This window comes from Chryseobacterium sp. GW821-FHT04C04 (assembly GCF_059420365.1).
Window position 1 is genome coordinate 272,147 of sequence record NZ_JBWKTO010000004.1, and the last position, 15,139, is coordinate 287,285.

Below are 15,139 nucleotides of genomic sequence, written 5' to 3' on the forward strand. Positions count from 1 at the left end.
ATTAAAAACTAAAATCTATTAAAATTTATAAATCAATCATTTACACCTACGCATTTGATAATTATGTGATTCCATATAGTGGAATTCACGAATAAATGATTTTTTTTAACAAAATAAATTATGTTCTATTTTATTTTCGTAATTTTTCAGAATAACCATAAAAATTCATAATGTATATATCTGCTCTAAAAGTTTGGAACTTCAGAAAATATGGAAGTCCAGATTTTGATCTTAATGCTCCACATTTAACAGTACCTTTTAATAAGGGAATGAATATTTTAATTGGGGAAAATGACTCAGGTAAGTCAGCGATAATTGATGCGATCAAGCTCGTTCTTAAAACACATGCATACGAATGGATAAAAGTTGAAGAAAGTGATTTTTTCAGTATTGGAAACCAGATTTCGTCGATTTTAAGGATCGAGTTAGAATTTTCAGGAATCACTAATGCTGAGGCGTCTAATTTTACGGAGTGGTGTGGGACTCACGATGAAGTAATTAATGTTGAAGGAAGAGATGAGACTTTCCGGAGACCAAAATTAATTTTGATATATCAAGCGGGATATAAAGATGGACGTATACTTCCGGCTGATGTTAAAGCAGGAATGGATGGTGTTGGAAATATCCTAACTGCTGAAGCAAAAGATTATCTTAAATGTACTTATCTAAAGGCTTTGAGAGATGCAGATAATGAGTTGGCAGCTAAAAAGAATTCTAGGTTATCCCAGATTTTGAAAGAACACAAAGAATTTAAAATTAAACAGGAGAATGGGCTACACGAATTTGAGGAACTTTTTGAAGGAACAAGCGATCAGATTAGAGATAAATTTAAAGATGAGGGCCAGGCATATCATGCGAATATAAAAAAAGTGGTTGATGATTTTATAGGTTCTTTTATAGATGAGAGTTCAAAATCTGTATTTGATTTAGGACCTACTAGAATCAATAATATCCTTGAGAAGTTGTCACTTGGTATTATTGATGCCAAAAACTTAGGACTTGGTACAATGAACCGTTTATTTATGGCAGCTGAATTATTACATCTTCGAAAATCAGACTGGAATGGTTTAAAGCTTTGTATGATCGAAGAGTTGGAAGCTCATCTGCATCCGCAGGCTCAGCTAAAAATTATTAATCGATTAAAGAGGGAGGAGGGAATACAGTACATATTGACAAGCCATAGTCCTAACATTACTTCTCAGGCAGATTTACGAGAAATTATTGTATGCAAAAATAATAAGGTTTTTCCACTAGGTGAGGGTAATACAAAGTTGGATAGAAAAGACTACAAATATTTAGAGCGTTTTCTAGATGTGACTAAAAGTAATCTTTTCTTTTCTAAGGGCAATATTATTGTGGAAGGCTGGTCTGAAGAAATACTTCTTCCTACATTGGCTATTAAATTAGGTATGGATTTAACAAAAAAAGAAATATCGATTATTAATGTTGCTTCCACCGCATATCTTCATTTTGCCAAAATATTTTTAAGGGAAGATGGCGAAAAAATGAATGTTCCTGTTTCCATAATCACTGACTTTGATAACAGACCAGATGAATTTGGAGTTTTTAAATCTTTACTCAGAGAAAATCAAACATTTAAAAATAAATTCTGCAATGTAAATGCATTAAAACGTGAATTGAAGTCTACTGATGTAAAATTAAATATAGCTCTACAATGGACGCTTGAATGGTGTTTATACAAATCTTGCCTGTCGAATATCTTTAAGGAGGCGGTATCACGAGTTCATAGCAAAACAGAAGATTTTAAAACAGAAGATGGCAATTTTAAAGATTCATTTGAAAGAAAATTTATAAAGAAATTATCTAAAGGTGAGGGAACCTCGCCAATTGATAAAGTTGCGGTTATGAATGTTTTTACCGAATTATTGGAAAACGATATTACTATTACAACTGAGCAAATTGCTGAAGATAACTATTTATCATACTTAGTGAATGCTATAAAACATGTACATGATTATGAGAATTGATCCCTTAGACCTTAGAAGAGCAGAAGAAATTTTCATAGATGGAGAAGAGTTTGATAATGAGAGGAAAAAGTTTATTAATAATATGGATACTGTCGATTTATTGGCAGTTCCAGGCAGCGGCAAGACTACGGCTTTATTAGCAAAATTATTTTGTTTGGCAAAACAAATGCCTTTGGATAAAAATCAAGGTGTATTGGTCCTTTCGCATACAAACCATGCTATTGAAGAAATCGAAAAGGTCTTAAAGCCCTTATGTCCACAGCTATTTTCTTATCCTAACTTTGTGGGAACTGTTCAGAGTTTTGTTAATAAATTTGTTGCCAATCAGGCATGTTTCGAACTTTATGGTAGTTATATACGTAAAAATGATGACGAAATGTATTTTTATGAGGTTGAAGTTTTTTTTAGAAGCCTTGTTTATTCGGGGAAAGGTATACAACCTCCTAATCTCAAAAATAAGCTTTTTGGTATAGTTAATAGAGGTTTTACAGGTTCGTCGAGAGAAAAAGAAAATAATATTTTAGATTTTCTAAAGAACTGTTCATATGACTTGGAGAGTAGAAAAATTAAAATCGGGAATACGTCAAAACTAATATATTCTGGTGTTAATATAAATTATTATCTTGAGCTGGAGAGTTGGAAATTAGGCCTTTTATCTCAAGGAATTCTTTCATACAAGGACAGTTTTGATATTTCAAAAAGATATCTTAATCAAGGTAGTTCAAGCGAGCTTAAGGCTATATTACAACATAGGTTTAAATATGTTTTCATAGATGAAATGCAAGATCTTGATTTTGATCAGGCCCAATTAATAGAAGATATTTTCTTCACAGATACCTCTGAGACAATAATTCAGAGAATTGGCGATCGTAATCAGGGAATTTATTCAAGCACGTCTTTGCATAGTGAAGAGGTTTGGAAAACTAGGAATGAGATTGATCCGGAAAGATTTAATGAAGACTTAAGTTTAAATAATTCTCATAGATTGACTCCAATAATTGGTTCACTAGTTGATGGGTTTGTTTTAAATCGAAATGAGGGTTATAAAGTGGTAGGATGTTCCAACCATAATGCTATTGCTCCTCATCTTTTGGTGTATAAAGATGAATCGGAAGCAGATATACTAAAAGAAAAGTTTATAAACTTGATAAAGCATTACGGTCTAGAAAAAGATTCCAAAAACGTTGAGAGAGGATTTCATATAATTGCTTGGACGACAGAAAAGGAAGAAGGTTCTGAAAGATGGCATTTGAGAAAATTATTTCCAGAATATTCTCGTGAAAGTAGGCAGAAAAAAGAAGATTTTGATTGTTTGAGAAAGTATTTATTTTTATTTGATCATAGTAAGCAAACCTTTGAGTCAATTCGAAAATCAATTTTGAACGGAATTATTAGGATTCTCAGAATTGAGAATATTAATGTGACAGGAAATCCTTCAAAGAAATTTCGTAAATCTACCTTTATACAAATGCTTAAAAGCAAAGGAGATGAATACTATGAGTCTTTTAAAATTAGATTGTATGGTTGGTGCCACTCAGTAGTCGTTGAAAAGAATTATGAAACGGTCTTTATTGATTACTCCAATTTTATTATTAATGAGTTGAGTGATTTAATTCCAGATTTCAGGATTACAAATTCTGGAGCATTTATTAATAAAGAATTCCATTTCAATATTACTGAGTTAGTTGAACATAATGAGGTTAGGGAAGATAATGATATTTCAGTTAAGTTAGGATCTATTCATTCAGTAAAGGGGCAGACTCATTGTGCAACAATGTATATTGAAACCGAATATTATACTAGTGAAATCGATAAGTTGAATGTTTTCGTCAAAGGAACTAGAAATCGACCAGATTTTATAGGTAAGAATCCGTTATTTTTTCAGGAACAGGATTTTTCAGATATGAAAAAGGCAAGGTCAAATGAAGCTTTAAAAATGATGTATGTCGGTTTCTCAAGACCAACGGATCTTCTTTGTTTTGCAGTTCGCAAAGAAAAGGTAGAAGATAATCTAGACAAGTTTGCGGAGTCTGGCTGGAATATAGTTTCAGTTAGTGGTTAATTTAAAAAATAATCATTACAGTGTTACTGATCAAGTAAACTAATAATAAAAATGAACTTTACAATATAATCGGGTGCAATAATTATATAATTAATTAGTGTCAAGATAACCTATCTTCCCTAAAAGAAAAGACATTAGTAAGAATACTTTTAGAGATGAAAAATTTGAAATACAAAATACATTATATTTATGATAATACAACTTTGAAAAATATATTCGCAGTAGATGGAGGGAAAGTTTTTGATCATTACAACTTTGAAACCATTTATCTGAATGATAAAACCAACCACTTTAATGTATAAGTTTTTTTTATGAAAGCTCTTCTAAAATTATCTTTTCAAAATTACAACGGGAATCTGATTTGGGCTGGAAAATATGTTTATCCCCAATCGCATTTAGAGGCTGGAATTTCGGAATTAAGACAAAAAGGATACTGGATCAGTTCTTTTCCTGAAGGGGATGGGCTCACTTTTAAAATTAAAGAAGGAGAAGAGGAAACGTTTAGTGATTTTGAAATCGCATTTCCATGGATGAATATAAAATGTTATCAAGAAAATGAAGAATTTAACTTTGTGCAGGATCTTAATAATGAACAAATTATAATCTTGCCTTTATCCCGTCTAAAAATAGACCATCCAATTTACAGTAAAAATTTGTGCATATTTCCGTTAGGTGAGTTTCCTGTTAAAAATTTAAATATGCAAATTCCGGAAAAAGTGGATTTAAATAATTTATCTAAGTTCTTGCCTAACAGTAGAGCATTTATTACCTCGTTGACTGAGATTGACGAAACAGCTTTTACACAAAATGCGGTTGTTGTTTTTCGTGATTCTATTACAATTGAAGATTATTTTGCTATGCAACAAGGAGATGATGTTGAACTTATTAAAAAATATAGCGAGAGAGCTGAATCAGCCCTTGATTTAATCAGGTTTTTTGAGTGCAACTATACTGTGCCAGAATTTCTTCCAGCGAAAGCTGGTATCTGGGATGATAGATATTCAACAGCATTGGTGTATTTTCCAATTTATGATATAGGTTTTGTGCAATCCCGTGAGGTAGAAATAAAAACTTTTATAAAAGGGATTGGGCCAGACATTCATAGTGGTTTCCAGATTAATCACCTACCTATTTTTTTATATGATGATGATGAATTGGGAGAGGTTGGAAAATTTTGTAAATACGCACTTAAATTAAACACAGCAATAGCCGAATCCGATAATCAAAGTATCAAATTTATACAAATAATGACACTTCTAGAATTTATCGGTGACCCTTATGGATACAAAGCCTTTAAAGATATCAAAGGAAAAATAATAGCATACATTGCCAAGGATAAAAGCGATTACCACAGATTGTCGAAAGATTTTATTTACTATTCTAAAGAGTTAAGAACAGAAATCATACATAACGGGAAGAGAATAGAAGATCTTTTAAGTAATAGCAAAATACTTGGAATATTTGAATTTTTTCACAAAATCACTAACACTATCATTTGGGATTTGATGATGCATTACGATATGTCATGGGCAGATTATCAAGATGAGAGAAAAATAATTCAGGACGAATTTACCGATTAAATAAAACTAGCTATGACCATATATGAAATTGCAACAAAAATCAATGAATTGACCTCTGAACTTGGTACTCCATTGTCCAATCTTCAGAAAATTAGGTATAAAAGATTAAAAAGTAGACCTAATACATGGCAGATATTTTCTGCAAGAACTATTAAAAGTGATTATGCATATCATTCAGGAGGCAGAACAGAATTTCAATTTAATATTGCTGATGATTTTATTCAAGATCAAACAGTTTTCAGATATGGCTTGGCATTTTCTCTTCAAGAAGATAGAAATGTTTCGGATTCGGAAGCAGAATTTTCCATCAAAATAGAGAGGCTAAATAATTTTATTCTAAGTGATCCTGATTTTTTTGATGATTTCTCAATGTGGTATTATTCTCCGGTTGATTTGGAGGATTTTTTCAATGATGTTAGACCGATAGACGATGTGATGTCAGAGCCAGGTAATTTTATTTTTATTGGAAAATTTTTCCGTAAAGGACATGATCAGATCGACATAGATGATATTGAGGAAATTATTAAATGCTTTGATGGTCTGATTGAGCTGTATGAAAAAGTTACATTTGGAGATATTGCTATTGAAAAGAGGTTTGCAAGATTAACCTGGAATACTAATGGCTGGGTAAAGCCTTCAGGTCCTTTAGGGAAAAGTAAAAATAAAGATACCCATGAAGGCAAATATGGCTATGGTCACGAAGAATGGCTTTTTGACACTAGTAAGCTGATTGATGGTTATCATTACGGTTTCTTAGAACCTATAAGGAAGCAACAAAAAGCATTTATTAATAATCAGTATAATGTTTGGCTTTATGCCATAGATAATGATTCTAAAAAACGTTATTGGATAGGCGAAATAGATGATATTGAAGTATTGAGTGTTGAGGAGGCTGAAGAAATTAAACAAATATATATTTATAGACATTGGCACGCCGAAATGCAAAAGCAAATTCGTGAAAGCGGTGCAAATTCAGACGGATTTTCTAACTGGGAGGGTGTCGATCTTTTTAATATCAGATTTCTGCCGGAAAAACTTCGGTTTAATGCTGACTATTTTGAGCTTCCTAAGAATAGTAAAGTGCAAAGCTTATCTCGGTATACCTTTGGAAAGTTTACAGAGGATCTAACCCCAGAGCTAATAGCAAAAGGATTTGAGTTTCCTTTCCTAAATATCAATGATGAGATTTTAGATGATGAGGCTGATAATGAAAAAATAGAAACTATTACTTATGAAAGAGTCGCTAAACCTATCGAGGTTCAGTATGTTCATAAGGCGATAAGCAAAAGGTTGAAATCTTCATTAATAAAAATATATGGCGTTGAAAATGTTCAGGACGAATTACCTGCAGGCTATGGAAATAACAAAATTGATATGGTTGTTAAAATAAGTGACCAGTATGTGTTTTATGAAATAAAGTCCTACAATTCTTCTCGAACTTCTATCAGAGAGGCATTAGGTCAACTTCTGGAGTATTCATGTTGGGTTGATAACATTAATGCCAGTAAGTTAGTAATTGTATCGCAGAAGCTAGGAGATACCGAAGATGCAATAAAATATATAAGTCATTTGAGAGATAATTTTAATCTACCAATTTATTTTCAGACTTTTGATTTAGATTCTGAAGAATTATCTGATGAGTTTTAAAGACACAGAGATACATTGTTAAATCGGTAAATTGTTTGAAAGCAGATATATTAAAGAATTTTTTGATTATACTATCGTAATAAAATTAATTATTATACTACCTTATTTTTTATTATAGATTATTGTCGAAAGTTCTGCAAGTTTATTCAGATCCTCTACAAAATTTTTCGAAAAATGTACCGCTGAGGTCACAATACAAAATGAACAACCTGCTGTTTTACAGTGGGTTGTTTTGTTTTTAAGTTGTTGCTTTTATAATGGGTCAAGGTAAATGTGATAACTAAAATAATCTCTGAAATTATTCATTAGCCTTTGTTCTATCACAATAATCATCTCAAACATAAAGATAATCATATACTTTAATGCCAAGTTATTATTCCAGGAACCACATTTCAAATAAGCTTCCTTTTTCCAAGGGTCTGTAATTTAAATACCCTTTGTGTGCTTCGATAATGCTTTTGCTGAGCGTTAAACCTATTCCGGAGCCGCTGACCCTGGTTGTAAAAAAAGGAAGGAAAATTTTATCTTTAATTTCGTTTGAAACTCCGATTCCATTGTCTTCAACGCTTAGAACGATTCTTTTATTAAGAATTTTAATCTCTGTTTTGATGATCTTTTCAGAATTGTCTGCAACAGCATAGATGGCGTTTATATAAAGATTTATTAAACATCTTTCAATCATTTTCTGATCTGCCGAAATCGTTTGGTCTTCTAATGAATTGATGATTGTAATATTGTTTTTCTCAAATTCAGGTTTTAGAAAATTCAGGGCAGATTTTACAATTTGAGTTAAAGAAATGGTTGTAAAAACGGGTTTTGGTAATTCGGCAACTTGCCGGTAATCGTCTACGAAATTCAGTAATTGTTTTGATTTTGAACTAATAATCGTTAAGCTTTCCTTCATTTCCTGTTGATCTTCTTTTTCAACAACATCTTGATTGGCAATGTATTCCAGATTCTGAATTAAACTGTTGACTGGCGTCAGCGTATTCAGAAGTTCATGAGAAATTACCTTCATCAGATTGTTCCATGCGTGCTTTTCTTTCTGTTCGATAATTCTTTGAACAGATTCCAGACTGATGATACAGAAACGATTTTTAACATTCTGTACTTTTTTTGTTCTCAGAGAATACGACTGTTTCACATTTTCATTGATCGAAATATCAAAGAATTCCTGAGAGTTTTCGTAATTCGCCTGTTCAATAATCTTATAAAAATTGGGCGTTTTAGATTCATATAATTCCCATGAATTGTATTTCGGAATTTGCAGAATTTCCAAAAAAACGGGATTTACATAAAACACTTCCCATTTATTATTTTTTTCGGAAAGAATCATCAATCCAATTTCCAATTGACTCAAAATTTCTTCATACAGAAGCTTATAGGAAGAGTATGAGAGGTGTTCTTCTTTGCTTTGGTAATAAAGTTTTACGGCATTGTCAAACAAACTGTTTTCCTCTGTTTTTGGGAAAAGAGAAAAGTCTTTTTTCTGAATTGCCAACACTATTTTTTCAGTTTTCTGAATAAATGATAAGGCTGAAAGTTGGGCTAAAATAATACACGCAATAGCAATGATTGTAAATAAACCGAAATTGATCCACTTATTTTGTGAATAAAAATCAAATGCAAAAATCCCGCTAACGACTGCCAGCAAGATAAAAACTAACCAGATAAGCTGCTGTTTTTTCATTTACAATTCAAATTTTTCCATTCTTCGGTAAAGTGCGGCTCTGGACAATCCGAGATCTTCGGCGGCGAGAGAAATATTTCCTTTATGCTTTTTCAACGCTTTTTTGATGAGAATTTCTTCCATTTTCTCGATATTCAGGTTGATTATTGGATTATCACTTTCTTCGTCCTGTGGCATGAGTAATTTAAGGTTTTTATCGTTAGAAAGAATTAAGCTTCTTTCAATGCAATGATCCAATTCACGGATATTTCCCGGCCAGGAATAATTTACCAATTCCTCAAGTAATGTTTCGTTAAGGGAAAGCTCTGTTTTATGATATTTCTGCTTGTATTTTTCCAGGAAATAGGTTCCCAGAGTTGGAATATCTTCCAATCTATCTCTAAGATTTGGGATCTGCAATTCTACAGTGTTGATTCTGTAATAAAGATCTTTCCTAAAACGGTTTTCGGACACCGCTTTTTTGAGATTTTCGTTAGTCGCAAAAATAAATCTTATGTCTAATAATCGTTCTTTATTTTCGCCAAGTCTTGATAATTTTCGATTTTGGATAAGACTTAATAATTTGGTCTGAAGGTGGGACGGAAGATTTCCTATTTCATCCAGAAATACGGTTCCATTTTGGGCATTTTCGATCTTTCCGGAGTAATCTTGATGGGCATCGGTAAAAGCTCCTTTTTTATAGCCGAATAATTCCGCTTCAAAAAGATTTTCCGAAAGACTTCCTAAATCAATGTGTACAAAAGGCTGGTTTTTTCTTTCTGACAATTCGTGAATATGTTCCGCCAAAACATATTTTCCGGTTCCATTTTCTCCTAAAAGCAGAACATTAGCATCAGTGGCAGCAACTTTTGTAATTTGATCCATCACGGCCTGCATTGCAGCAGATTTTGTATCCAACTGATATTGACTGGTTTTGATGCTTACATTTTCCCACTGATTCAGTTTTTTATTCTTTCGTGAAATATCAACGGCCAGATTGACGGAAGCATATAATTTTTCATTATTCCAGGGTTTTAAAATAAAATCTGATGCACCGTTTTTAAGGGCTTCAACAGCCAATTCTACTTCACCATATGCTGTCATGAGAATGATAGGGAGTTGAGGTTCTAAGGTTCTGATTTCCTGCATCCAATACAGTCCGTCTCGTCCGTTTTCAAATCCTTTTCGGAAATTCATATCCAAAAGAACGGCATCGATTTGCTGCTCGGCCAAGAACTTCAGAATATTCTTCGGCTGGCTGAGACAGCTGACCTCCGTGAAAAATTTCTTGAGCCAGACTCTTGCCGAAAATAAAATATCCTCGTCATCATCAACAATTAAAATATGAGCTTCTTTTTTTCGCATTTTTGAATGTAAATTAAGGCTTTGATTAGGATCACTCTGACAATTTTATCAGTTAACTAATAACTATTTATCAATTATAATTTATTATTTATAATTATCGTGTCCGTTTTCGCACAAAAAGTGTCCGATAATGAACAGTCCTGAAATGAATAAAATTATTTTTGTTCACGTTTTCAGACTCTTACGGGATTATAAATCTCTGGTATTTGATTTGTCTAATATATTGTAAGTAAATTAGTTATCTCAAATATGGATACGAAAATAGTAAAAAAGAAGTCTACATTAAAATTAATATTAATCATCGTTGCTTCTGCGCTGGCAGTTTCAGTTTTTGGTTGGTATTTTCTGAATCAGAAAAAAACGTATAATGTGAAATCAGAAGATATTCAAGTGGATGAAGTTACAGTAGGAAGATTTGAAGATATGTTGATGGTAACCGCACAGACCCAATCTTTAAATTCATCATTAGTGAACGTTTTGGAAGGCGGTGCCGTGAAAGAAATCTTTGCAGAAGACGGACAGATGGTAACCAAAGGCCAGCCGCTCGCACGAGTTTACAATCCGAATACAGAATTCAATTATCTGAATCAGGAGACGGGAATTATGCAACAGATCAGCCAGATGAGAAGTACGCTTTTGGAACTTAAAAACCAGGAATTCAATCAGGATAAGGAGTTGCTTCAAGCTCAGAACGATTACAATACGGCATTGCAAGCTTTCAACCTTCAGAAAAGACTGTATGACGCGGAAATCGGAAAGAAAACGGATTATGATATTAGTCTTCAAAATTTAAACTATCAGAAACAGAGAAAAGGAATTGTGGAAAAAGGGGCTTCCAGTGAAAAAGCTTCCAGAAATTCTCAATTCTCAGCGATCAATAATTCTATTAATCAAATGGAGAAAAGTTTAAATATTCTTCGTTCCAACAAAAACAATTTCCTTATTATGTCGCCTGTTTCAGGAAGATTGTCATCCTTCAATATTACGCTTGGGCAGAATCTGACAAGTGGCGAAAGTATAGGAAAAGTAGATTTAATGGGCGGGTACAAACTCATTGCAAAAGTGGATGAATATTACATCAATAAACTCCAAAACGGAATTAAAGGAAGTCTGGAAAGCAATGCAAAACAGTTTGAAGTTATTATTACAAAAATTCTTCCGGAAGTGAAAGAAGGACAGTTTTCTGTGGAACTAACTTTCATTGATGTAAAACCTGAAAACCTGAAAATAGGAATGACCTTCGGAGTAAAATTAAAATTATCTGCCGATACCCAAAGTATGATGATCCCGAAAGGAAATTTTTATAAAGATACCAATGGAAAATGGATTTTTGTTCTGAAAGGGAACAAAGCTGAAAAGCGAAACATCAGTCTGGGAAGAGAAAACCCCCTTTATTATGAAGTTGTTTCCGGATTGAAACAAGGCGAAAAAGTGATAAGCTCTGATTATTCTGAGATGAAAAAATATGAAATGCTTGACATTCAAAAGTAAATACTGAAGAACAAGAATAAATACCAAACACAAGAAATCAAAAAACAAACTTTAAAAAATTAATAAAATGATAAATATTCAAAACATTTCAAAAGTTTATAAAACCGAAGACGTTCAAACCAACGCATTAAACAATGTAAGTCTACGCATAAAAGAAGGTGAATTTGTAGCAATAATGGGACCTTCAGGCTGTGGGAAATCAACTTTTCTTAATATTTTGGGATTGCTGGACAGTGCTTCATCAGGTTCTTATAAGTTTGGTGAAACGGAAACTATTAATCTAAATGAAAGAAAAAAATCTGATATCAGAAAGAAAAATATTGGTTTCATTTTTCAGAATTTTAATTTGATTGATGAATTGACGGTCTACGAAAATATTGAACTTCCATTAATATACAACGGAGTTTCGGCTTCTGAAAGAAAAAGACAAGTGGAGGAGATCATGGACAAGATCAACATCGCTCACAGAGCAAAACATTATCCACAACAGCTTTCAGGAGGTCAGCAGCAAAGAGCTGCTGTTGCAAGAGCACTGGTAACGAAACCAAAACTGATTCTTGCCGATGAACCCACAGGAAATCTTGACAGCTCTAACGGAAACGAAGTAATGAATCTGTTGGCAGAACTGCATAGAGAAGGTTCTACCATTGCAATGGTAACGCACTCTTCTTACGATGCCGGTTATGCTTCGAAAATTGTGAATATGAAAGATGGCGAGATTTTTTCAGAAGAGCATTCTTCCCAGAGGAAAGATGTTTTCGAAAAAGCAGATGCTAAGAATTTTGGATAATAAAATTCTGTAAAAAATACATTCATTCATCCTTATTTTTCAAAAATTACAGAGAGCAGTTTAGCGCTGTTTCTCTGTAATTTATCACCATTTATTACCTCTATTATGATAAACAATTGGCTCAAAATTGCCTTCATCAATTATAAAAAGAATTGGCTCTCAACCATCATCAATTTGTTTGGATTGACGATCGGGCTAACCGGATTTATGCTCATCCTGATGCATTGGAATGACGAAGAATCCTTCGAAAAATGGAATCCTAAGAAAGACCAGATCTACTATTTCCAAACGTATCATAAGCCGGAAAATTCTTACGGAAATAATATTTCTATTCCGATGGCCAGACGGGCGAAAGAAGTAATTCCGGGTGTTGAAGATTACGTTCTGTTCAATGGTTCCGGAATTGGTGTGAAGATGACCACAAAGGTTAAAACCGTTTTCCAGAAAGATGGAATGACGGGTACAGAAAGTTTTTTCAAATTCTTTCCTTTCAAATTGGTTGCCGGAAGTTATAAAGATGCCCTGAAAGGAGAAAGTGTAATTGCGCTTTCCACAGATGCTGCCAAAAATCTCTTTGGAAAAATAAATGTTGCAGGAGAAAGTGTAAAATTTGACAACAAAAACTATGTAGTGACTGCAGTTTATGAGTTACCGAAAGAAAATAGCCAGATAAAGCCCGAATTTATCATTAATCCTGTAGAACAGATCAAAGGTGATGAAAAGAATTGGGGGAACTTCAATTACGGATCTTTTTTTATGCTAAAAAAAGGAACAGATCCTAAAGTTGTACAACAAAAATTTATAAAAGATATTTTTGAATATCGTGCAAGTCTGGATAAAGATGCTTCAGGAATGACCATTCAGCAATATCTTGATTTGTATGGACCTACGGACAGCGTATTGACTCCATTGGATGAAATAAAACTTCATACAAAAACATCTTGGTTCGGAAATCCGGATTTTAAAACTTTAATGATTCTTTTCACACTTTCCGTTTTGATTGTTGTGTTATCAGCTATTAATTTCATCAATCTAAAAACGGCGCAGGCTTCTCAAAGAGCAAAAGAAATCGGGGTTAGAAAAGCGATTGGAAGTACAAGATCCAACCTTGTTCTGCAGTTTTTGATGGAGACATTTGTCATCTGCATCGCGTCATATTTGCTTTCATTGGCTTTAACGGAGCTTCTTTTACCAAGCTTCAATAAGTTTTACGACAAAGAAATGAAGATGAACGATTGGCATATTTACTTTTACTCATTTGTGATGGTCATTATGGTGACGCTGATCTCAGGATTGATACCGGCAACCTACCTGGCTAACTTCAAAGCCATAGAAACCTTAAAAGGAAATTTTGCAAGAAGCAAGCATGGCGTTTGGTTGAGAAATGGAATTCTGACCTTACAATTGATCATCTCTTCATTTTTTATTATTGGCGGACTGATCGTTAATCAACAGGTGAAATATATGATGAATAAAGACTTGGGTTACAGCGGAAAACAGATCGTCATGATCAACTTTAATGAAAACGATCCAAAACCTTGGCTGAAATATGAAAGACTTAAAACAGAGATGAGAAAAATCCAGGGCGTAACCGATGTTTCTTACGGAGAAGTAATTCCTGGAAGTGGCAGATCAAGCAGTTCCAATATTGATTTTATGGATAAAAGTATTCAGGGACAGCATGGATCTATGGATTATAATTATCTGAAATTTCTTAATGTTAAACTAAAAAAAGGCCGCTGGCTGGATCCTAATCTTTCGTCTGATACAGTAAATAATGTGTTGGTTAATGAAGCTTTTGTAAGAAAATTCGGCTGGAAAGATGAAGATGCTTTAAAGAATGAAATTAAACCGGGATTTGATAACAAAAAGTATAAGATCGTAGGTGTTGTAAAGGATTTCAATATCAGAAGTTTAAGAACGGAAGTAGAACCGATCATATTTTTCCATTACAGAGAAACAGAATGGAAGAGGTTTAATGTCTATAATATTCAGTTGAAAATAGATCAAAATGATATCGATGGTACAGTAAAAAGATTGAAGACCTATTGGCAGAGTAATGTGGAGTCGGGGTATCCTTTCGATTATTATTTTCTGGATAAGAAATTTGCCGAAACATTTGAAAAATATCAAAAACAGCAGACGCTTTTCACCATCTTGAATGCAATGGTTTTAATAGTTGCATTGTTAGGTTTATTCGCTTTGTCATCATTAATGATTGAGCAGAAGTTGAAGGATGTTGCCATCAGAAAAACACTGGGAGCATCAGACAAAACATTGATTTTTGGGTTGACGAAACAGTTCCTTTGGATTACATTTACTGCCGTTGTTATCAGCATTCCGATCAGTTACTATTTGATGAATGAATGGCTGAAAGACTTTGCTTACAGAATAGATATGCCGGTCTGGCCGTTTATTTTCAGCCTTATTGTGTTGCTTTTACTTACGTTTTCTGTGGTAAGTATCAAAGCGTATCAGGCCACAAAAGTGAATCTTGTAAAATACCTGAAATACGAGTAAGCCGTTAATCATAAGCTTTTCTATCAA

At 33.2% G+C, this 15,139-nt stretch carries 10 protein-coding genes; 8 read left to right on the plus strand and 2 right to left on the minus strand.

Annotated elements, in window-relative coordinates:
- The first annotated feature begins 170 nt into the window (after positions 1–170).
- The 5 genes from AC07UM_RS14635 (at position 171) to AC07UM_RS14655 (ending at position 7,277) form a co-directional block, all read left to right on the plus strand.
- On the plus strand, positions 171–1,988 hold the full coding sequence (locus AC07UM_RS14635; protein WP_494683850.1) for an ATP-dependent nuclease: 1,818 nt from the start codon (positions 171–173) through the stop codon (positions 1,986–1,988).
- On the plus strand, positions 1,978–4,050 hold the full coding sequence (locus AC07UM_RS14640; protein ID WP_494683851.1) for a UvrD-helicase domain-containing protein: 2,073 nt from the start codon (positions 1,978–1,980) through the stop codon (positions 4,048–4,050). Before AC07UM_RS14635 ends, AC07UM_RS14640 begins: the two co-directional genes overlap by 11 nt.
- A gap of 155 nt (positions 4,051–4,205) precedes the next feature.
- Positions 4,206–4,352 carry a hypothetical protein gene (locus AC07UM_RS14645; RefSeq protein ID WP_494683852.1) on the plus strand — a complete coding sequence of 49 codons (147 nt, stop codon included), beginning with the start codon at positions 4,206–4,208 and terminating at the stop codon, positions 4,350–4,352.
- A gap of 9 nt (positions 4,353–4,361) precedes the next feature.
- The gene (locus AC07UM_RS14650; RefSeq protein ID WP_494683853.1) at positions 4,362–5,630 is read left to right on the plus strand and encodes a hypothetical protein; all 1,269 of its coding nucleotides are present in this window, start codon (positions 4,362–4,364) and stop codon (positions 5,628–5,630) included.
- Between the two features lie 12 nt (positions 5,631–5,642).
- A complete protein-coding gene (locus AC07UM_RS14655) occupies positions 5,643–7,277 on the plus strand; it encodes a hypothetical protein (RefSeq protein WP_494683854.1) in 1,635 nt (544 codons plus the stop codon).
- Positions 7,278–7,650: 373 nt separating this feature from the next.
- Here the strand turns inward: AC07UM_RS14655 and AC07UM_RS14660 are convergent, their stop codons facing one another.
- Both AC07UM_RS14660 and AC07UM_RS14665 read right to left on the minus strand, forming a co-directional pair.
- Complete coding sequence (locus tag AC07UM_RS14660; RefSeq protein ID WP_494683855.1) at positions 7,651–8,967, minus strand: sensor histidine kinase; 1,317 nt, start codon at positions 8,965–8,967, stop codon at positions 7,651–7,653.
- The gene (locus tag AC07UM_RS14665) at positions 8,968–10,311 is read right to left on the minus strand and encodes a sigma-54-dependent transcriptional regulator (RefSeq protein WP_494683856.1); all 1,344 of its coding nucleotides are present in this window, start codon (positions 10,309–10,311) and stop codon (positions 8,968–8,970) included.
- Between the two features lie 249 nt (positions 10,312–10,560).
- Between AC07UM_RS14665 and AC07UM_RS14670 the strand changes: the two genes are divergently transcribed.
- From AC07UM_RS14670 to AC07UM_RS14680, 3 genes are all read left to right on the plus strand, one after another.
- Positions 10,561–11,802: an efflux RND transporter periplasmic adaptor subunit gene (locus AC07UM_RS14670; protein ID WP_494683857.1), complete on the plus strand. Its 1,242-nt coding sequence runs from the start codon at positions 10,561–10,563 to the stop codon at positions 11,800–11,802.
- 67 nt (positions 11,803–11,869) lie between these two features.
- On the plus strand, positions 11,870–12,592 hold the full coding sequence (locus AC07UM_RS14675) for an ABC transporter ATP-binding protein (RefSeq protein ID WP_494683858.1): 723 nt from the start codon (positions 11,870–11,872) through the stop codon (positions 12,590–12,592).
- A gap of 105 nt (positions 12,593–12,697) precedes the next feature.
- Positions 12,698–15,112: an ABC transporter permease gene (locus AC07UM_RS14680; protein WP_494683859.1), complete on the plus strand. Its 2,415-nt coding sequence runs from the start codon at positions 12,698–12,700 to the stop codon at positions 15,110–15,112.
- Positions 15,113–15,139 lie beyond the last annotated feature (27 nt).

What these genes read in the sequence shown, in the direction of transcription:
- AC07UM_RS14640 (WP_494683851.1), top strand. Translation starts at nt 1,978, where the DNA reads ATGAGAATTGATCCCTTAGACCTTAGAAGAGCAGAAGAAATTTTCATA.
- AC07UM_RS14665 (WP_494683856.1), bottom strand. Translation starts at nt 10,311, where the DNA reads ATGCGAAAAAAAGAAGCTCATATTTTAATTGTTGATGATGACGAGGAT.
- AC07UM_RS14655 (WP_494683854.1), top strand. Translation starts at nt 5,643, where the DNA reads ATGACCATATATGAAATTGCAACAAAAATCAATGAATTGACCTCTGAA.
- AC07UM_RS14635 (WP_494683850.1), top strand. Translation starts at nt 171, where the DNA reads ATGTATATATCTGCTCTAAAAGTTTGGAACTTCAGAAAATATGGAAGT.
- AC07UM_RS14660 (WP_494683855.1), bottom strand. Translation starts at nt 8,967, where the DNA reads ATGAAAAAACAGCAGCTTATCTGGTTAGTTTTTATCTTGCTGGCAGTC.
- AC07UM_RS14680 (WP_494683859.1), top strand. Translation starts at nt 12,698, where the DNA reads ATGATAAACAATTGGCTCAAAATTGCCTTCATCAATTATAAAAAGAAT.
- AC07UM_RS14675 (WP_494683858.1), top strand. Translation starts at nt 11,870, where the DNA reads ATGATAAATATTCAAAACATTTCAAAAGTTTATAAAACCGAAGACGTT.
- AC07UM_RS14645 (WP_494683852.1), top strand. Translation starts at nt 4,206, where the DNA reads ATGAAAAATTTGAAATACAAAATACATTATATTTATGATAATACAACT.
- AC07UM_RS14650 (WP_494683853.1), top strand. Translation starts at nt 4,362, where the DNA reads ATGAAAGCTCTTCTAAAATTATCTTTTCAAAATTACAACGGGAATCTG.
- AC07UM_RS14670 (WP_494683857.1), top strand. Translation starts at nt 10,561, where the DNA reads ATGGATACGAAAATAGTAAAAAAGAAGTCTACATTAAAATTAATATTA.